The 19,135-nt window shown below is 31.9% G+C and carries 19 protein-coding genes; 17 read left to right on the plus strand and 2 right to left on the minus strand.

What is annotated here, in order from left to right; all coding sequences use genetic code 11:
- Positions 1-141 precede the first annotated feature (141 nt).
- Positions 142-1,374: a site-specific integrase gene (locus tag WNY78_RS11395; protein WP_342873329.1), complete on the minus strand. Its 1,233-nt coding sequence runs from the start codon at positions 1,372-1,374 to the stop codon at positions 142-144.
- A 330-nt stretch (positions 1,375-1,704) separates the two neighbouring features.
- On the opposite strand from WNY78_RS11395, the gene WNY78_RS11400 reads away from it, so the two are divergent.
- The 5 genes from WNY78_RS11400 to WNY78_RS11420 all read left to right on the plus strand — a co-directional run bounded on the left by WNY78_RS11400 (position 1,705) and on the right by WNY78_RS11420 (position 8,178).
- On the plus strand, positions 1,705-2,565 hold the full coding sequence (locus WNY78_RS11400) for an EcsC family protein (protein ID WP_342873330.1): 861 nt from the start codon (positions 1,705-1,707) through the stop codon (positions 2,563-2,565).
- A 189-nt stretch (positions 2,566-2,754) separates the two neighbouring features.
- Positions 2,755-3,498 carry a hypothetical protein gene (locus tag WNY78_RS11405; RefSeq protein ID WP_342873331.1) on the plus strand — a complete coding sequence of 248 codons (744 nt, stop codon included), beginning with the start codon at positions 2,755-2,757 and terminating at the stop codon, positions 3,496-3,498.
- 138 nt (positions 3,499-3,636) lie between these two features.
- The gene (locus tag WNY78_RS11410; RefSeq protein ID WP_342873332.1) at positions 3,637-6,669 is read left to right on the plus strand and encodes a two-component regulator propeller domain-containing protein; all 3,033 of its coding nucleotides are present in this window, start codon (positions 3,637-3,639) and stop codon (positions 6,667-6,669) included.
- A 302-nt stretch (positions 6,670-6,971) separates the two neighbouring features.
- Positions 6,972-7,721 carry a LytTR family DNA-binding domain-containing protein gene (locus WNY78_RS11415; RefSeq protein WP_342873333.1) on the plus strand — a complete coding sequence of 250 codons (750 nt, stop codon included), beginning with the start codon at positions 6,972-6,974 and terminating at the stop codon, positions 7,719-7,721.
- Positions 7,722-7,977: 256 nt separating this feature from the next.
- Entirely contained in the window at positions 7,978-8,178 is a 201-nt protein-coding gene (locus WNY78_RS11420) for a hypothetical protein (protein WP_342873334.1), read from the plus strand.
- Here WNY78_RS11420 and WNY78_RS11425 read toward each other — a convergent pair whose 3' ends face one another.
- The gene (locus tag WNY78_RS11425; RefSeq protein ID WP_342873335.1) at positions 8,179-8,769 is read right to left on the minus strand and encodes a riboflavin synthase; all 591 of its coding nucleotides are present in this window, start codon (positions 8,767-8,769) and stop codon (positions 8,179-8,181) included.
- A gap of 232 nt (positions 8,770-9,001) precedes the next feature.
- Here WNY78_RS11425 and pdxA point away from each other — a divergent pair, with 232 nt between their 5' ends.
- The 12 genes from pdxA (at position 9,002) to WNY78_RS11485 (ending at position 19,009) form a co-directional block, all read left to right on the plus strand.
- Positions 9,002-10,057: a 4-hydroxythreonine-4-phosphate dehydrogenase PdxA gene (gene pdxA / locus WNY78_RS11430; RefSeq protein ID WP_342873336.1), complete on the plus strand. Its 1,056-nt coding sequence runs from the start codon at positions 9,002-9,004 to the stop codon at positions 10,055-10,057.
- Between the two features lie 91 nt (positions 10,058-10,148).
- On the plus strand, positions 10,149-10,691 hold the full coding sequence (locus WNY78_RS11435; protein WP_342873461.1) for a DUF177 domain-containing protein: 543 nt from the start codon (positions 10,149-10,151) through the stop codon (positions 10,689-10,691).
- Positions 10,692-10,699: 8 nt separating this feature from the next.
- Entirely contained in the window at positions 10,700-10,903 is a 204-nt protein-coding gene (gene rpmF, locus WNY78_RS11440) for a 50S ribosomal protein L32 (protein WP_040279531.1), read from the plus strand.
- Between the two features lie 179 nt (positions 10,904-11,082).
- Positions 11,083-12,078, plus strand: a complete 996-nt coding sequence (locus tag WNY78_RS11445) for a beta-ketoacyl-ACP synthase III (RefSeq protein ID WP_342873337.1) — start codon at positions 11,083-11,085, stop codon at positions 12,076-12,078.
- 38 nt (positions 12,079-12,116) lie between these two features.
- Positions 12,117-12,602: an acetyl-CoA carboxylase biotin carboxyl carrier protein gene (gene accB, locus WNY78_RS11450; protein WP_342873338.1), complete on the plus strand. Its 486-nt coding sequence runs from the start codon at positions 12,117-12,119 to the stop codon at positions 12,600-12,602.
- Between the two features lie 91 nt (positions 12,603-12,693).
- Positions 12,694-14,046: an acetyl-CoA carboxylase biotin carboxylase subunit gene (accC, locus tag WNY78_RS11455; protein ID WP_342873339.1), complete on the plus strand. Its 1,353-nt coding sequence runs from the start codon at positions 12,694-12,696 to the stop codon at positions 14,044-14,046.
- A gap of 189 nt (positions 14,047-14,235) precedes the next feature.
- Positions 14,236-14,823, plus strand: coding sequence for a hypothetical protein (locus WNY78_RS11460; protein ID WP_342873340.1), 588 nt, complete (start codon positions 14,236-14,238; stop codon positions 14,821-14,823).
- Between the two features lie 8 nt (positions 14,824-14,831).
- On the plus strand, positions 14,832-15,938 hold the full coding sequence (locus tag WNY78_RS11465) for an FAD-dependent oxidoreductase (RefSeq protein WP_342873341.1): 1,107 nt from the start codon (positions 14,832-14,834) through the stop codon (positions 15,936-15,938).
- Between the two features lie 8 nt (positions 15,939-15,946).
- Complete coding sequence (gene mtgA / locus WNY78_RS11470) at positions 15,947-16,654, plus strand: monofunctional biosynthetic peptidoglycan transglycosylase (RefSeq protein ID WP_342873342.1); 708 nt, start codon at positions 15,947-15,949, stop codon at positions 16,652-16,654.
- A complete protein-coding gene (locus tag WNY78_RS11475) occupies positions 16,638-17,099 on the plus strand; it encodes a 3-oxoacyl-ACP synthase (protein ID WP_342873343.1) in 462 nt (153 codons plus the stop codon). Before mtgA ends, WNY78_RS11475 begins: the two co-directional genes overlap by 17 nt.
- A gap of 54 nt (positions 17,100-17,153) precedes the next feature.
- The gene (locus WNY78_RS11480; RefSeq protein ID WP_342873344.1) at positions 17,154-18,293 is read left to right on the plus strand and encodes an NAD(P)/FAD-dependent oxidoreductase; all 1,140 of its coding nucleotides are present in this window, start codon (positions 17,154-17,156) and stop codon (positions 18,291-18,293) included.
- Positions 18,290-19,009 (plus strand): methyltransferase domain-containing protein, encoded by a 720-nt coding sequence (locus tag WNY78_RS11485; protein ID WP_342873345.1) that lies wholly within the window; start codon positions 18,290-18,292, stop codon positions 19,007-19,009. The genes WNY78_RS11480 and WNY78_RS11485 overlap by 4 nt, the downstream gene beginning before the upstream one ends.
- The last annotated feature ends 126 nt before the right edge of the window (positions 19,010-19,135 follow it).

The following is a 19,135-nucleotide window of genomic DNA, read 5'->3' on the forward strand; positions in this document are numbered from 1 at the left end:
TGCATTTTATGTTAATAATGATGCAAATAAAATTGTATTAGAGGGGTGTATTTTTAAAACACACTATTTTGATACTTTTTACTACTTTTTGATACCTTTTAATAGATTCAAGAAATCAAATATTTAAGAGTTTAAGAGAATTTAGTTAAAAAACGGATGGGTTAATAGTTTATCTGCATTCTCTTTTTGAGATACTCTAATATATTGTAAAAATGATTTTTCAGTCTTATGACCTGTGATTTTCATAATTGAAATTGATGGGACTTCTGCCAAATATAAGTTTGTTGCAAAACTTCGTCTAGCAGTATGTGTTGATATGAGTTTGTATTTAGGTAATACATTTTTTTCGATTTTTCCACCTCTTGTAATGGTAGTTTCTACGAGTTCTTTTATACCTGCAAGACTAACGATTTCTTTTAAATAATCGTTCATAGTTTGGTTTGTGTAAGCTTTTGGAAGTTCATTATCATACTTTTTTAAAATGGCTCTCACAGTTCTATGTAAAGGAATAGAAACTCTATCACTTGTTTTTTGAGTTCTAACTTCAATAATAGTATTATTAGAAATTATATTTTCGGGTTTGATTTGCGTAAAGTCAGAAAAACGTAAGCCCGTATAACAACCAATAAGAAATAAATCTTTTACTTTCTCTAGTCTTGGACTTGATGATAAATCTAAATTTTCAATTTTATCTAGTTCATCTATGGAGAGGTAAACAGTATCTGATTCTTCTCTAAGCGTCTTAAATTTCTTTTTTCTAAACTCTAGATTATTATTCACACCTCTTTCGGTTGCTTCATTCATAAAAGCCTTAAGCGTTTTAATATGTTTACCGACTGTATTTGAAGCTAAACCATGTTCATTGGTTAAGAATGATAAATAACGATTGTAAAATTCCAATGTAATTGATTCAAAATCAATTGGTCTATGTTTTTGAGAATATTCTTTTAGGTATTTATAAGTAGTATTATAAACCTTAATTGTACCGAGTTTTCTATTTAGTTTACTTTCTTCTATATAGTTTTCAATAAACTCAAAAAGAGTTATTCGTTTTGGTTTTAGTAAAAAATCAGATAATCCAATCTCTAGTGCATCTTTTAATTTCCTATTGTTTGGTTGAACCCCATCGTTCAATAGTTTTCGAAATACGTTATTTATTCCGTTTTCTATTTTATCCAATCTAGCGTTAAATTCTGGATACTCAGGAAAGTTTTTTGACGATTTTACTCTTTGGTCATTCTTATTCCAAAATTTTGGATTGATTTTTTCGCCCGTAGAGTATTTAAATCTATTATATTGGTAATTATAATTAAGATAGATTAAAGTTTCTGTTTTTGAGTTAGGTTCTTTGAGTACGAATTTTGCCTTTGCCATGAAACAAATATAATTCAAAAAAAGCATTATAGGGGACGAATGAGGGGACGAATAATTTTAATTTGATTGAATTACACCTTATTTAGTTTTATCATAAAATAACGCTATTGTTGAGTTAAAACACTTAAATACAATAAAATAGAGTAAAATAAGATAACAATTCAAGTAGTCCAAGTGGGACCACACCTAAAACCCTTCTTTTTGAAGGGTTTTTTGTTTTCTAGACACTTTCCTTTAATTTAAACCTTTGTAACAAAAGAAGGTGTTAAACGACACATAGTATTGAAACAAGTCGTTTTGAACCTTAAAACACAATCGAAACTCAAACATTTGAATTTAATCACAAACCCAATATCACCAAAAGACCTAGAGGCATTAAAACAAGCAAAATCCAACATGTTAAATATAAGTTGGACAATGCGAAACGTTAATAAAATTGGTGATACTGTAGAAACTGGGATGACTTTTGTTCCAGAAAAAATATTGGTTAAAATACAAAGCATGACGCAAAAAGCTTTGTTAAAAATTATTAAAGCCAACTTGCTCACCATTCAAAAAAATAAAACCTTTAAAAAACCATCAAAAACCACTTATAAGAGTATTGTAACTGGAAGTGGAGCATTGAGTGGGTTTTTTGGAGCTACAACTGGATTTGGTACAGCAATTTTTGCCTCAGAATTAACAATTACAACCAAGTTTTTGATGCGTACTATTATGGATATTGCAAGAAGTGAAGGTGAAGATATTTACACACTAGAAGGTCAAATGGCATGTTTAGAAGTATTTGCTTTGGGTGGAGATTCTAAAGATGATGACGATTTAGAAATGAGTTATTACACCACAAGAATTGCTATAAATTCGGCACTTAACAATGTTTCTGCAGCTGGTATCAAAGTGGGATTAGAAACATTAATTAAAGGCGCAAGTACTTTGGGATCTGGTGCATTAAGTAATTTTGTTTCTAAAATAGCAACAAGATTGAGTCTTTTAATAAGCGAAAAATTTTTAGCTCAAGCCTTACCTATAGTTGGTGCTGTTGGAGGCGGAAGCTTAAACTATATATTTGTAGATCACTTTCAAAAAATGGCGACTGCACATTTTTCTATAAAACGATTAGAGCGTCAATATGGCGAAGCTGAGGTTAAATTAGCTTATGAAAGTATTGATGTATCTAAGAAAATTAAAAGCTAACATAAAAACATTTTTTAGTATAAATTCTTTAAAAACCTTCTATTCTGAAGGTTTTTTTATTTCCAAAACCCATTTATTGAACGAATTCTAAACCCTTCCCTACGAATTCTAGAAGCGTCCAAATTTTACCTAAGACTCAATATATCTTTGGAGTATCAAACAAATAGTATAACCCAAAAACAAAATATTATGAGAACTTTAAAGAACACCCAAAACGAAAACAAAACACAAACAAGAGTATCTAAATTGTTTCAAGCAGTAATGATTTTAGCACTATTATTTATCGCATCAGATATTTACGCTCAAAACAAAGAAGTAGAATTTGATGTCTATACCAACTCTGCAGAAAAAGCGTCTCAGTATCTTTTAGGAGATGATGTTGCACTTAGAGATTGTGCATCTGTACAATGCGAAAAATTAACAACACTTAAAATTGGAACCAACGTGAGATTACTAGCTAAAAGCGAAATCCCTCAAACAATAAATGGTGTAACTAGTAGATTTTATAAAATAAAAATGGGACCTCAAGTTGGTTGGATTTGGGGAGGACTCATCTCACAAAAAACTATGGTAAGCCAAATGAACCCAGAAATTAAATTCGTGTTTGGAGAAGCAGGAGTAGATTACAAAGGCTATAAGCGTTTTCAAATTAGAGCTGTAAAAAACGGACAAGAGATAGACAAAATCTTTGTGAAGTCTGAGTCTTTAAATCATGATTTAGTGAGCATTATCAATAAGCAAGACAACAAATATGGAACAGATGTTATTACACTTTGCAATCCAGATAATGAGAGCTGTGATATCACAAGTAGCAACTCTTACATTGTATTTAAAAACGATAAATTGATGCAAACGACAACATTAGTAGCCCTAGAAAAAATCGAATTACAACAAGACAATTATGCAGTATCCTGCGAATTTGAAAATAAATAAAAAGTTAGTTAATTGATGTTTAGTGATGTTTTTAGCGCTGTATCTCTTTAAGAGTGCAGCGCTTTTTCAGTAATAATAAAAATTAGCAATACTAGAATCATAAAAAAATGCGTTCAAAATTGTAAGTTGCATACACAAATGAAGTCCATATTGAAATCTAAAATAACATATAAATTCTTTCTTTTTTTCTTCGGAATTTTCTTCGGAAATCAATTCACAACATACGCTCAAAACAAGCAACTCCAATCCCTAACTCTAGAAGATGGTTTACCACAATCTCAAGTTTATGCGATAGCTCAAGATGAAAATGGTTATTTATGGTTGGGAACTCAAGGTGGTGGATTAGCGCGTTTTGATGGAAAAGAATTCAAAGTCTACAATGAAACCAACGGCTTAGCATCAAATTACATAAACGCCTTCCACACTCAAAATGACACTTTATATATTGGTACAAAAAATGGACTTTCGATTAAAACAGCTCAAAAGTTCTTGAATATTGAGACTCCAGAAATTAATAAAATCTACACGTTTGAGAATCAAATTTTATTGTTAACAGTCAAAGGTGTGTACACTTTAACTAAAGATTTATCTGTTACAAAAGTAAAACTAGATCCCGAAATTGATAATTATAATACAAACGATGGTATCTATTTTGATTCTAATTTTTGGTTGGCAACTCAAAATGGCCTTTGGAAATTTGATGGTCAAGTGTCTTCTCCAAAACATATTGAAAAACTAGAAAATGGAGATTTTAAATCCATAATAGGTGTCGAGAATAAAATCATAGCATCTACATTTAATGATGGCACCATTGTATTTAATTCTCGCGATTTTGAAGATCAGATTTTAATAAGAGAACCACTAAGGATTAATAGCGCAACACTTATAAACAATCAACTTTGGTTGGGAACTCAACATGATGGTGTTTCGGTTATTGACATCAATTCATGGTCAGAAATAGTGTCGCTTAATACAACCAACGGACTTTCAGTTCCTGATGTAAAGCAGGTTTATAAAGACAAACAAGGAAACATTTGGATTGCAACTTCAGGAGGTGGTTTGTACAAATATTTTCAAAACAACTTTAAACATTTTAATACCGAAACAGGCCTCAATGGAAATCGCATCTATGCAGTTCATCATAGTAATAAAGCCATATGGATTTCAAATTCTGAAGCTGGTTTAATCAAAATAGACAATTTTGGTGTTCATGATATTGATATTCCTGAAGCGTTTTCCGACGTAAAAATAAAAACCATTACGAGTGATAATAATGGAAATATTTGGGCTGGATCTGAAGGTAGAGGTTTACTTTTTAGAGGTGAAATCACTAAAGACTCCATTGTAATGGATACGCTTAAAAAATCAAAGTTAAAATTTCCGAAGCGCATAAAAATTGCTAAAGTGTTGTGTACAGATAATGGGTTTCCGTTTGATTGGATTAGAAAAATTGAAGTTACAAATGAGGCTATTTATGCAGCAACGTATTCTAGTGGAATTGTAAAATTTAATTACAATTCTAAAACAGATAGCTTGCAGGTTTATAAAACGTTTGCAAGAGAAGAAGGCATTGAAGACCTTTATATTATAGACATGGTCAAAGACAATGACAACAGTTTATGGTATGTTACTAAAAATGGTCATTTAGGTTCTGTTTTTAATGATAAAGTAACACATTTAGGAAATGTTTTAGAGCAAAATGTACAGATTAATTCTATAGTTTTTAATAACGAAACGTTGTATTTAGGAACAGCAGGAAAAGGTGTTTGGTGGTCAAATGACGATGATTTTAAGATATTTAAAAAATTGGAGGGTGCAAAAAAAGGCGCATCAGAAAATATCTATCAGCTCATTTTTGATGATCAAGACTACCTTTGGGTTGGTACTGAACGTGGTGTTGATAAACTAGAATTAGATAAAGACAATATTATAAAAGATGCTTTTTTCTTCGGAATAAATGACGGGTTTCTGGGTGTAGAAACTTGTTTAAATGCTGTAGATAAAGACGATAACGGTCATTTGTGGTTTGGAGCGCTCTACGGTTTAACAGAATACCAACCTTTAGAAATCACTCAAGATACCGCAAAACCTAAACTCTTTTTAGAAGATGTTAAAGTGGAATTTAAAAGTATAGACTCTATCAATTACCATTCAAATAGGGTTCTAAAATTAAGTCCAGATCAAAGACAAATGAGTTTCTCATTTAAAACTGTGGATTTAGATCATCCTAACGGAATTGAATACCGTTACAAGTTAAACGATAATGAGTGGAGTCCTTGGTCTAAAAATAATTCTCAAGATTTGCCAGAGCTTAATTTTGGAGCTCATGATTTCTATGTGCAGTCGAGAAATCATAGGTGGATAATGAGTGAACCGCTTAAGTTTTCGTTTTTTATTGAAAGTCCGTTGCATCAAAAACCTTGGTTTCAATGGTTGTTAATTGGAGCTGCAATTTTGATACTTGCCTTTTTAGTGTATCTATATATTAAGCGTTTGAAACGGAAAAATTCCGAAGATAAAAAGCGACTAGAATTAGAAAATCATCTCCTAACTTTAGAACAAAAAGCATTGCGTTTGCAAATGAATCCGCATTTTATTTTTAATGTCCTCAATGGTATAAAAGCGATGGCTCCTACAAAGCCAGAGAAAATGAATGAAACGGTTAACAGTTTTGCAACCTTGTTAAGAGAAACCTTAGTTAACTCTAGAAAAGATACAATTACATTAGACCAAGAAATAAAAACGATACGTCATTATATAGAAGTAGAACGTTTAATGGCTGAGCAACCGTTTTCATATCATATAGATATAAAAACAAATTTAGATGCTGAGGAAATTTTAATTCCGCCAATGCTCATTCAGCCTTTTGTAGAAAATGCCATTAGACATGGTATTTTAAAAGGACCACGAGAAGGAGAATTACATTTAGAATTCACAAATACTGAAGACGTTTTAAAAGGAACCATTACCGATAATGGAGTAGGTATATTTAGTTCACAACAAAATAAACCTAAAACAGACCATCAATCTATGGCTTTGACAGTAACTAAAGAGCGACTAGAATCTATCTCAGGAGCCAATGCTTTAGAGATGACAGAAATAAAATTAGAAAATGGTAGTATTGGTGGCACGACCATTGTATTTAAAATCCCATTAGAAACAGATTATTAGAAATAGATGCGTGAATTGTGCATAATAAACCTGTTAAGTTAAGAATGAAGATTAAGGATTATAATAAACGTGGTAAATAAATCTAGTCCAAATTCAATTCATAGAATTGTGAGTCAAGGCGAAGAATAGATTTAGAAAAGCTCCGAAATCAGGAGAACATTGTTCCACGCGGAGTTTTCGTATCGGTTTTCAGTTTAAAGAACTGAAAAATTCCTTGGTTTGGCAATGTCTTTTTTGGTTCGTTTTTTTGACAAGAAAAAAATGAATGAAATAAAAAAATAACTCACAAAGAAATAGTGAAGATGCTAACAGCAATTATAGTAGAAGACATGAAGGACGCAATGGCGCTTTTAAAAAGTGACATTGAAACCCATCATCCAGACATAAAAATTATAAATACAGCGCAAAGTGTCGTAGAAGCTGCTAAAGTGCTTCGGAAAGTGCAGCCAGATATTTTATTCTTAGACATTATGTTGGGAGATGGTACTGGTTTTGACGTGTTGGAGATTTTTCCGGAGTTACAATCCAAAATAATTTTCGTTACTGCAAGTGATGAATTTGCGATAAAAGCATTCAAATTTGCTGCAATAGACTATGTACTAAAACCTTATGCTCACAATGAATTAGCAGATGCGATAGAGCGAGCAAAACAACAAATACAACCCAATAAAGAACGGTTAACTATTTTAAAAGACACCTTAACTGCTCCAGAAAAGAAACCAGATAAAATATCACTGCATACGCTTGATAAAATCATCATTGTTAATTTAGAAGATATAGTGCGATGTGAATCTGACAGTAATAACACGATGTTTCATCTTCAAGATGGCAAAAAGGTGTTTGTGACCAAGACATTAAAGTACTTTGCTGATCTTTTAAAACCAACTGGGTTTTTGAGAATTCATCAAAGCCACTTGGTAAATTTGCAATACATAAGTGCTTTTATCAAAACAGATGGAGGTTATTTAATGCTTAAAAATGGAGAGAATGTCCCAGTTTCCGTAAGAAAGAAAGCTGAGGTTATTGAAATATTAGATCAAATGCATCGTTAAATAATTTGGGTTGAAAACCAAAATCATATTTCTTACGTAAGTGTTTGCAAGTCTAAATAACCTAGTAACAATTATTTATAATGAAAATAATGTTGAAATTCTGTAGATTATCACAAAAAATCATATATTTGATTTTAATATAAATTTAACGCAAATCGCCGAAACCCTACCTTTCGTCGAATTTTTTTGCGTTTTGTGGATGTTTTTTTGCTATTTTATTTTGTTGAGACCTTTTTTTTTATACATTTACACCATAATGAGAATACAAAACAAGAAAATCCTAGCCTCGATCTTATTTGTTTTAATAAGTTTTGTATGTGTTGCACAAGGTGGCGATCCACCTCCTCCTATGCCTCCACCACCTCCAGGTTTACCTATTGATGGGTTTACTACATTGGCTTTAGTTGTTGGTGCTTATCTTGGAATAAAGAAGACAATCCAAAACTCTAAAGACTAGTTACTGTCTGTTTTCGTAGAGTTTTTGTATATATTTTCCCAAAACATCAAATTCTAGATTTATTTGAGAACCCTTTTTTAAGTGCTTAAAATTAGTATGCTCATATGTATACGGAATTATAGCAACACTAAAACTATTTTTATTAGAGTTTACAACAGTCAAACTTACACCATTAACAGTAGCAGATCCTTTTTCAATAGTAACATTACCTAGCGTATCATCATAACTAAAAGTAAACAACCAACTGCCATTCTCTTCTTTAATGCTTTCACAAATCCCAGTTTGATCTACGTGACCTTGCACAATATGTCCATCTAAACGATCACCTAATTTCATGGCACGTTCTAAGTTAACTAGATCTCCAAGTTGTAAATCACCAATATTAGTTTTATCAATAGTTTCCTTTATAGCTGTCACTGTATAATTATCTTCGGAAATATCAACTACTGTTAAACATATCCCATTATGAGCAACGCTTTGATCTATTTTTAATTCGTGAGTAATAGCACTTTTAATAGTTAAATGGAGATTGTCTTGCTCTTTTTCAAGCTTTGTAACAATCCCTAAATCTTCAATGATACCTGTAAACATAGTGTTGAATAAATTGTAAATCCAAATTACGTGTTAGAACTTTGTAATGAAAATTAAAAGAACAAAATAAGAAGTGTTTTTTAGAAGATTTAGTATAGAATAGCTATTTTAAAACCTAAAAAACAAGTGAATCGACTTATTTTGCAGTAATTTTAATTTGTAATAAATTTTCTAATGCGTATTTTGGATTAGATTTGCAAGTATAAAATTAAGGACAATAGATAGAAAAGCTATGGAAAAAGGCAAAAATATAAAACTTGGTATCTCAATTGGAGACCTAAACGGAATTGGATCTGAAATTATACTCAAAACTTTTGAAGATAATAGGATGTTAGAGTTTTGTACACCTGTAATTTTTGCTTCAATAAAAACCATGTCTTTCTTTAAAAAACACTTTGAGAGTTCTGTTAATTTTCATGGCATTAATCATACAGATCAAATAGTTGATGGAAAAATAAATGTTGTCAACGTTTGGAAAGAGAATGTCAATATTAATTTTGGTGAAGAGGACGTTAAGATCGGAGAATATTCTGTTAAATCATTAGAAGCAGCAACAAATGCTTTAAAAAATAATGAGATAGATGTTTTAGTTACAGCTCCAATTAACAAACATAATATTCAATCTGATAGTTTTAATTTTCCAGGACACACAAATTATTTAGCAGAAAAGTTAGGTGGAAAAAGTCTAATGTTCATGGTTACAGATACCTTGAAAGTTGGATTACTTACAGATCATGTACCTGTAAAAGATGTGCCAAGTCAAATTACTGCAGAGCTTATTAATGAAAAGATAAATACTGTTTATAAATCACTAGTGCAAGATTTCAGAATTAGTAAACCAAAAATTGCAGTACTTGGTATTAATCCTCACGCAGGAGATAATGGTGTAATTGGTGAAGAAGATGATGCTATTTTGAGACCAACATTAGAAGCTATAAAAGATAAAATGGTGTATGGACCCTATTCTGCAGATAGCTTTTTTGGATCAGGTAACTATAAAAACTTTGATGCTATAATAGCGTCTTATCACGATCAAGGCTTAATTCCTTTTAAAACGATTGCATTTGGTCATGGTGTAAATTATACTGCTGGTTTAAATAAAGTAAGAACATCACCAGATCATGGAACTGCATTTGAAATTGCAGGAAAAGGCGAAGCAGATAACGGTTCGTTTAAAGAAGCCGTATTTAAAGCTATTGAAATTTTCAAAAATAGACAGGAATATAATGAGTATTCTAAAAACCCTTTAAGAAAGGCGCCAAAACGCTTAGAAAAAACGTCACGATAAAGGCTAAAATTTGTTATCAACATTTTTTGTTTATAACCATAGTTTAATTAATTAATATTTATATATTTGCAGGCTCAAAATGAATGCGATGATGAAGCCCTTAAAGGAATTTACAATACCATTTATTGGTCTAAAAGCTGAAAAGCACCATTTTGATTATCAGATTGATAAAAAGTTCTTTGAGTATTTTGAGTATGATGACTTTAATGATGTTGATATAAAAGCAGATTTGGTTTTTGAAAAGAAGTCAACGTTTTTAGAGTTATATTTTGAAATTTCAGGCAGTGTAAATGTAAACTGTGACATTACTAATGAGCCTTATGACCAAGTTGTTGAAGGCCAATTTAAATTAGTAGTGAAGTTTGGAGACGAGTACAATGACGAATTTGAAGATATATTAATCATTCCTCACGGAGAATATGAAATTAATGTTGCACAATATATATATGAGTTAATCATATTATCAATGCCAGCTAAACGTATTCATCCAGGAGTTGAAGATGGAACATTAGATTCAGACATACTTAAAAAATTAGAAGAGTTAAGCCCAAAAAGCTTAAGCGAGAAAGAAGAAACATCAGAGGAAATTGATCCTCGTTGGAATACATTAAAAAAACTATTAACGGATAAATAACATATAAAATGGCACATCCTAAGAGAAAAATATCGAAAACAAGAAGAGATAAAAGAAGAACACACTACAAAGCGTCTGTTCCTACTATAGCTACTTGTCCTACTACAGGAGAAGCACACCTTTATCATAGAGCTCATTGGCACGAAGGTAAATTGTATTACAGAGGTCAAGTATTAATTGACAACTCTGAAAAAGAAGAAAATTTAGCATAAGTATTATGCATGCATATAATAAAACGCTCATTCATGGGCGTTTTTTTTATGTTTAATTTTTCAGAGTCTAAAAAAACCTTAATTTGCACTTTAATCGGCCAGAAATTAGTAAATTCATTAAAAATTCATCTATTTTTTACAAATTTCCACTTTTTTTGAGTTGATATTAAAAATTTAATATGAGTAAAATCACAGCTGCGATTACAGGAGTAGGAGCTTATGTACCTGAATACAAATTGACCAACCAAATATTAGAAACTTTGGTCGATACCAATGACGAATGGATTACTAGTCGTACAGGTATTAAGGAACGCAGAATTCTTAAAGAAGAAGGAAAAGGAACTTCCTTTTTAGCAATTAAAGCAGCTCAAAATCTTATTGATAAAAAAGGAATTGATCCTAAAGACATAGAATTAGTAATTGTTGCTACAGCAACACCAGATATGAAAGCTGCCTCAACCGCAGCTTTTACTGCAACTGAGATTGGCGCAACTAATGCATTTTCGTTCGATTTAGAAGCGGCTTGTTCTAGTTTTCTCTTCGGAATGTCTGTCGCATCAAGTTACATTGAGTCTGGAAAATATAAAAACGTCTTACTTATTGGAGCAGACAAAAACTCATCATTTATCAACTATAAAGATAGAGCAACATGCATTATCTTTGGTGATGGAGCTGGAGCAGTTTTGTTTGAGCCAAACCATGAAGGTTTAGGTCTTCAAGATGAATTATTAAGAAGTAATGGTGAAGGACGTGAGTTTTTACAAGCCACATATGGAGGTTCTTCGTATCCAATTACAGCAGATACATTTGCTGAAGGCAAACATTATGTATTTCAAGAAGGAAAAACTGTATTTAAAAATGCAGTTTTTAATATGGCAGATGTTACAGAGCGTATCATGAAACGAAACAATTTAACTAATGATGATATTTCATGGTTAGTAGCACATCAAGCCAATAAAAGAATTATTGAAGCGACAGCTAATAGAGTGTCGTTAGATTCTGCTAAGGTAATGATGAATATTCACAAATATGGAAACACTACATCAGCAACCTTACCATTACTATTAAACGATTACGAATCACAATTAAAAAAAGATGACAAGATAATTTTCGCAGCCTTTGGTGGCGGATTTACTTGGGGCTCAATTTATTTTAAATGGGCTTATAATTCATAACCAACTTTTTAACTAACTATTTAAAACGACTATTAATTATGGATATTAAAGAAATTCAGAACTTAATCAAGTTTGTAGCCAAATCTGGCGCAAGTGAGGTTAAATTAGAAATGGATGATATTAAAATTACCATTAGAACAGGTTCAGATGATAAAGGGGAATCAACTACCTACGTTCAACAAATACCTGTTAATCAACAAGTAGCTCAAGCGCTTCCTGTATCAGCACAAACGGTTGCTCCAGTAGCAATAGAAGCAACTCCAGCAGCAACAGAAGATTCAAAATACATTACCATTAAATCACCAATTATCGGTACATTCTATCGTAAGCCATCTCCAGACAAACCTATGTTTGTTGAGGTAGGAACTTCTATAGGAGAAGGTGACGTACTTTGTGTTATTGAAGCAATGAAGTTATTTAACGAAATTGAATCTGAAGTATCAGGAAAAATCGTTAAAATTTTAGTGGATGACGCTTCTCCAGTAGAATTTGATCAACCATTATTTTTAGTAGATCCATCATAATTTTAAGTTTAGAAGTTTAAAGTTTAAAGTTTAAATCCAAGTCATTTAAACTCATAAACAGCTAAACCAAAAACTCTTAAACTAAAAAAATATGTTTAAAAAAATATTAATAGCCAATAGAGGAGAAATCGCATTACGTGTGATTAGAACCTGTAAAGAAATGGGTATCAAGACTGTAGCTGTATACTCTACAGCAGATGCAGAAAGCTTACACGTTAAGTTTGCAGACGAAGCAGTTTGTATTGGTCCTCCATCAAGTAGTGAATCTTACCTAAAAGTATCAAACATCATAGCAGCAGCAGAAATTACAAATGCTGATGCCATTCATCCAGGATACGGTTTTTTATCAGAAAACGCTAAGTTTTCAAAAATTTGTGAAGAACATGACATCAAATTTATTGGTGCATCTCCAGAAATGATTGATAGAATGGGAGACAAGGCAAATGCTAAAGCAACAATGCTAGAAGCAGGAGTTCCTTGTGTACCAGGAAGTGAAGGTGTTATTGAAGATTTTGAAGACTGTAAAAAAGTAGCTCTAGAAACCGGTTACCCTGTAATGCTTAAAGCATCTGCAGGTGGAGGAGGAAAAGGTATGCGTGCAGTTTGGAAACCTGAAGATTTACAAAATGCATGGGAATCTGCACGAGCAGAATCTAAAGCAGCCTTTGGAAACGATGATATGTACATGGAAAAACTCATTGAAGAGCCAAGACATATCGAAATTCAAATCGTTGGAGACTCAACAGGAAAAGCATGTCACTTATCAGAAAGAGACTGTTCAATTCAAAGACGTCACCAAAAATTAACCGAAGAAGTTCCGTCACCATTTATGACCAACGCTTTGCGTAAAAAAATGGGTGAAGCTGCTGTTAAAGCTGCAGAATATATAAAATATGAAGGCGCAGGAACTGTTGAGTTTCTGGTAGATAAACATCGTAATTTCTACTTCATGGAAATGAATACTCGTATCCAAGTAGAACATCCAATTACAGAGCAAGTTATTGATTTTGATCTAATTAGAGAGCAAATTTTAGTAGCTGCAGGTGTTCCAATTTCAGGAAAAAATTATTTACCACAATTGCATTCTATCGAGTGTCGTATCAATGCAGAAGATCCTTTTAACGATTTTAGACCATCACCAGGTCGCATCACAACATTGCACGCTCCAGGAGGTCATGGTGTGCGTTTAGACACACATGTTTATGCAGGTTATGTGATTCCGCCAAACTACGATTCTATGATTGCAAAGTTGATTACCACTGCGCAAACTCGTGGAGAAGCAATCAATAAAATGAAACGTGCCTTAGATGAATTCGTTATAGAAGGTATTAAAACTACAATTCCTTTTCATAGGCAATTGATGGATCATCCAGATTATTTAGCAGGCAATTATACTACTAAATTTATGGAAGATTTCGTAATGCAACCTATGCAAGAAGACTAAAATAACAACTCCGAAATTAACGTTTCGGAGTTTTTTTATGCTGTTTCCCTTTTCCGCAGAAAGCTCCAAAGCGTCAGGCTCTCATGGCTCGCTTCCCGATAGCTATCGGGAGAGCTCAAACAAACCACTCCATCCTTAACAGAAATCGATTGTTATTTATATATTTAAGAGATTAAATAATACATTGATATGTTAAAAAATAAAGAAGCACTATTTATCTTCTCTTTGTTTTTGATTTTCTTTCCTGCATATGCAGTTCTAAATAATGCAATAATCTTTATATTAGATTTATTGTTCACAAATGGAGATGTATCAAAAATTTTCAATTATAATTATACAGGCAACTTAGTAGGTTGTCTAGGTCATGCAAAATTATTAGAACTAAAAAACACTCACAATTTTTCCATTGTTAATGGTATTATATTCGTTTCTTTTTTAATTTCGTTAAGCTGTTGGTTAATTTTATTAATAAAGCGAATTAAAGTTAAATACTCGATTTGGGTTTTAATATTCTTGTTTTCTTTGTTTCTATATACAAGCCTTCAGTTTATCTCTATCATTATTTTTAATTACAAAAATTTAGATTTAAACTATTTTCAGGATAATTATTTGATTACTATTACCAGCATAATAACAGTTATACTTGCTATACATTTATTTTTGAAACGACTTTCTAAAAAAGAGAAGTTACAATTACTAATCCTTGTTGTTCCATCTTCATTTATTAGTGCAATCCTTTGGCTTGGTTATATTGGTCCAGCTTTAATGCCATTATAAAAAATAACATGAATCTATCTTACTGGGAAATAAAATCATGGCTCACCAATATCGATTATACCATCGTTGGTAGCGGAATCGTTGGACTCAATTGTGCGTTACAGTTAAAAAACCGTTTTCCTAAATCTAAAATTTTAATACTAGAAAAAGGACTATTACCTCAAGGCGCAAGTACAAAAAATGCAGGATTTGCCTGTTTTGGGAGTTTAAGCGAAATTATTGATGATCTTAAAACACACTCTGAAGAAGAGGTGTTTAATTTGGTAAAAAAACGTATTGATGGATTGCAATTATTACGAAAAACGTTAGGCGACTCAACACTAGATTATCAAGAACTTGGAGGTTATGAGTTGTTTACAAATACCGATCTATTAGAGCAATGTCTAGATAAAAAAGAAGATATAAATACATTATTAAAACCTCTTTTTAAGCAAGATGTGTTTAGTTTTAAGTTCAACCCTTTTGGTTTTGAGAATTGCAATGAAACTTTAAGTTTTAATCAATTTGAAGGACAAATAGACACTGGTAAAATGATGGTGTCACTGACACAATTGGTGTTAAGTTCAGGTATAAAAATACTTAATAGCAGTACTGTAGAGCATTTTTCCGAAGCTGATAATTCTGTAAAAATAAAAACAGATCAGTTTGAGTTTTCTACTTCAAAACTACTCATAGCAACAAATGGCTTTGCATCACGTTTAGATATTTCCGAAGTTAAACCAGCAAGAGCTCAAGTGTTAATTACTAAACCAATAAAAAACTTACACATTAAAGGCACATTCCACTTAGATCAAGGGTATTATTATTTTAGAAACATTGATAATAGAATACTTTTTGGTGGAGGACGAAACCTTGATTTTAAAGGTGAAGAAACCACGGATTTATCTCAAACCGATCTCATACAAAACAAATTAGAAGCGCTTTTAAAAACTACAATTTTACCAACAACACCTTTTGAAATCGATCATCGTTGGAGCGGTATTATGGGTGTTGGTCAACAAAAGAAACCAATCGTAAAACAAATTAGTAATAATGTCTATTGTGGAGTTCGTCTTGGCGGAATGGGTGTTGCTATTGGCAGTTTAATTGGAAAAGATTTAGCAAATCTATTATAGTTTAAACCATGAAATTTATCAAACGCTTTTTCAGATTCATTTTAAAAACCTTGCTATGGCTTTTCGTATTTTCTATCGTTATCGTTATTGTTTTTAAATGGGTTCCTGTGCCAATAACGCCTTTGATGGTGATTAAAAATATTGAACAAACCGATGCAAGTAAAAAAGGATGGAAACATGATTGGGTGCCAATCGAAGACATTTCTAAAAACGTTCAACTTGCAGTGATTTGTAGTGAAGATCAAAACTTTTTAGTGCATCATGGATTTGATGTTAAGGCTATTGAAAAAGCCTACGAACAAAATAAAAAAGGGAAACGCTTAAAAGGTGCAAGTTCAATTAGTCAGCAAACCGCAAAAAACGTATTTCTTTGGCCTCAACGCAGTTGGTTACGCAAAGGCTTAGAAACGTATTTTACGTTTTTGATAGAATTAATTTGGAGTAAAGAACGTATCATAGAAGTTTATCTCAACAGTATAGAAATGGGTCCAGGGATTTATGGTGTGGAAGCTGCATCTCAATATTGGTTTAAAAAATCAGCGTCTAGTTTATCTAAATATGAAGCTGCTGCAATTGCTGCGATTTTACCAAACCCTTTACGATATAAAGCCAATCCTGCGACATCTTACATTGAAGGTAGAAAAGCATGGATTACAAAACAAATGAACTATTTTGGTACCTTAAATTATCCTACACGCGATGACAAAGACAAATAATACCAAACAAGATTTGTATAATCAGTGTCTAACATTTGTTGATAATCGTCTCAAAACGGTACAAAATACGATTAATGAAATTCAAGAGTCATTAACTTCTGAGACTAAAAGTTCTGCAGGAGATAAACATGAAACTGGTCGCGCTATGTTACAGTTAGAGCGAGAAAAAGCAGGACATCAATTAGCAGAAATTCAAAAAGTAAACCAATTATTATCTAAAATGGATATTTCTAAATCGTCGGAAATCGTCGTATTAGGAAGCGTGGTCTTCACTACACAAGCTAATTATTTTGTAGCAATAAGTGCAGGACAAATGACATCAGCTAACGATAAATTCTATGCCATTTCTGCGATTACACCAATAGCGCAACTGCTCTTGGGAAAAACTGTTGGTGACACAATTCAGTTTAGAGATCAAGTTTTTAAAATTATTACTCTTATCTAAAGAGATTCTAATTCAATTTCAGCTTATCTTTAAGAAAAAGATTAGAAAAAGATATTGAATACTGTACCCTCAACTTTTGACATTATTATTGTTGGAGGTGGATTAGCTGGTTTATCTAGTGCAATTCACTTATCAAAACATAATTTGAGTGTTTTAGTTATTGAAAAAAATAGCTATCCTAAACACAAGGTATGTGGAGAATATATTTCTAACGAAGTCCTACCATACTTAGATTTTTTAGATATTGATGTGTTTGCATTAGGAGCAAAGAAGATTGATAAATTTCAATTATCTACACCCAAAGGACAAGTTATTTCTGCAGATTTACCATTAGGAGGTTTTGGGATTAGTAGATTTTGTTTAGACGAAGCTTTAGCAAATAAAGCTGTAGAAAACGGTGTAAAAATTCTTCAAGATATTGTTGAGGATATTCAGTTTGTTGATGAAGAATTTTCCGTAGAAACAAAAAGCAGCAAAATTTTACAAGCTAAAATAGTTATTGGTGCTTATGGTAAACGTGCAAATCTAGACGTGAAGCTAAATAGAAAATTTATAAAAACAAAGTCACCATATTTAGCTGTTAAAACACATGTAAAAGGTGATTTCCCGGAAGATTTAGTTGCACTTCATAATTTTGAAGGCGGTTATTGTGGAGTTTCTAAAGTAGAGAATAATAACATTAATTTATGTTATATCACCAATTTTGATTCGTTTAAGAGATTTAAAAATATTGAGGAGTTTCAGGAGAAAGTCATTTTTGAAAATAGTCATTTGAAACGTATTTTTAATAATACAATTCCTGTTTTTGAGCAACCATTAACGATTAGTCAAATTTCATTTGAAGATAAAAAACCAGTTGAAAATCATATCCTTATGTGTGGTGATACAGCGTCATTGATTCATCCTTTATCTGGTAATGGAATGAGTATGGCAATTAGAAGTGCACAAATTGCGTCGTTATTAATTGTCAAATTTTTTAATTCAGAAATATCTAATAGAGAAGCCTTAGAAAAGCAATATCTTAGAGACTGGAATACAGCTTTTAAGTTTCGTTTAAAAACTGGACACATTGTGGCTAATTTATTTAATCAACCAAAAATTTCTGAAATATTAATGCAAGGTCTAAAAAAGTTTCCTGGTATTTTACCTCATATTATAAAACGAACCCACGGAAAATTAATGCAAGTTAAATGAGTTTATTTGTTAGCACAAAATATAGAAGTGAAGACCAAGAAATCATGGATGATTTAGATTATAATGGTCCAATTCTTCATGATGCGTTAGATAAGTTAGCAAAAATCAATCAATGGTTAGGTGGAAACGCAGTTACTATCAACGGACTCAAAAGAGCTCTTAATAATCTCGATAAAAGCAAACAAATTACAATAATAGATTTAGGTTGCGGTGGAGGAGATATTTTAAGAGAAGTATCACGTTTTGGAGTACAAAATGGTTATCAATTTAAATTAATTGGTATTGACGCAAATCAACATACAGTAAATTATGCAGAGTCGTTATCAATAGACTATGACAATTTAGAATTTAAGGCTATTGATATTTTTTCTTCGGAATTTGAGCAACTAGAGTATGATTTAGTATTAACGACTTTATTTCTTCATCATTTCAAGGAAGATGAGTTGGTCACCTTTTTAAAGCCAGTTTTAGAAAAAGCTAAATTAGGAATAGTGGTTAACGATTTACATAGGCATAAATTGGCTTATTATCTATTTAAGCTCTTGTGTACAACCATTAAGAACAAAACTATTGTAGAAGACGGATTAACATCAGTTTTAAGAGGGTTTAAACGAAACGAATTAGTTGATATATCACAACAGTTAGATGCAAACTATCAATTGCGTTGGAAATGGGCTTTCCGTTTTCAGTGGATACTTAAAAAGTTAAAGTTCTGAATTTTAAACTAGTTTATGAGTTTTTGAGAAGAGATGCTTTCCGAAGGAAAAAGATTAGGGAAATCGAGAGTATGAGTAATTACAATCCGCTTTGCGCCTTTGTGCATTTGCGAGAACAAAAATAGC

Origin of the sequence: Psychroserpens sp. AS72 (genome assembly GCF_038900375.1) — a bacterium.
Lineage (GTDB): Bacteria > Bacteroidota > Bacteroidia > Flavobacteriales > Flavobacteriaceae > Psychroserpens.

What these genes read in the sequence shown, in the direction of transcription:
- WNY78_RS11395 (WP_342873329.1), bottom strand. Translation starts at nt 1,374, where the DNA reads ATGGCAAAGGCAAAATTCGTACTCAAAGAACCTAACTCAAAAACAGAA.
- WNY78_RS11405 (WP_342873331.1), top strand. Translation starts at nt 2,755, where the DNA reads ATGAGAACTTTAAAGAACACCCAAAACGAAAACAAAACACAAACAAGA.
- WNY78_RS11410 (WP_342873332.1), top strand. Translation starts at nt 3,637, where the DNA reads ATGAAGTCCATATTGAAATCTAAAATAACATATAAATTCTTTCTTTTT.
- WNY78_RS11415 (WP_342873333.1), top strand. Translation starts at nt 6,972, where the DNA reads ATGCTAACAGCAATTATAGTAGAAGACATGAAGGACGCAATGGCGCTT.
- WNY78_RS11420 (WP_342873334.1), top strand. Translation starts at nt 7,978, where the DNA reads ATGAGAATACAAAACAAGAAAATCCTAGCCTCGATCTTATTTGTTTTA.
- WNY78_RS11425 (WP_342873335.1), bottom strand. Translation starts at nt 8,769, where the DNA reads ATGTTTACAGGTATCATTGAAGATTTAGGGATTGTTACAAAGCTTGAA.
- pdxA (WP_342873336.1), top strand. Translation starts at nt 9,002, where the DNA reads ATGGAAAAAGGCAAAAATATAAAACTTGGTATCTCAATTGGAGACCTA.
- WNY78_RS11435 (WP_342873461.1), top strand. Translation starts at nt 10,149, where the DNA reads ATGAAGCCCTTAAAGGAATTTACAATACCATTTATTGGTCTAAAAGCT.
- rpmF (WP_040279531.1), top strand. Translation starts at nt 10,700, where the DNA reads ATGGCACATCCTAAGAGAAAAATATCGAAAACAAGAAGAGATAAAAGA.
- WNY78_RS11445 (WP_342873337.1), top strand. Translation starts at nt 11,083, where the DNA reads ATGAGTAAAATCACAGCTGCGATTACAGGAGTAGGAGCTTATGTACCT.
- accB (WP_342873338.1), top strand. Translation starts at nt 12,117, where the DNA reads ATGGATATTAAAGAAATTCAGAACTTAATCAAGTTTGTAGCCAAATCT.
- accC (WP_342873339.1), top strand. Translation starts at nt 12,694, where the DNA reads ATGTTTAAAAAAATATTAATAGCCAATAGAGGAGAAATCGCATTACGT.
- WNY78_RS11460 (WP_342873340.1), top strand. Translation starts at nt 14,236, where the DNA reads ATGTTAAAAAATAAAGAAGCACTATTTATCTTCTCTTTGTTTTTGATT.
- WNY78_RS11465 (WP_342873341.1), top strand. Translation starts at nt 14,832, where the DNA reads ATGAATCTATCTTACTGGGAAATAAAATCATGGCTCACCAATATCGAT.
- mtgA (WP_342873342.1), top strand. Translation starts at nt 15,947, where the DNA reads ATGAAATTTATCAAACGCTTTTTCAGATTCATTTTAAAAACCTTGCTA.
- WNY78_RS11475 (WP_342873343.1), top strand. Translation starts at nt 16,638, where the DNA reads ATGACAAAGACAAATAATACCAAACAAGATTTGTATAATCAGTGTCTA.
- WNY78_RS11485 (WP_342873345.1), top strand. Translation starts at nt 18,290, where the DNA reads ATGAGTTTATTTGTTAGCACAAAATATAGAAGTGAAGACCAAGAAATC.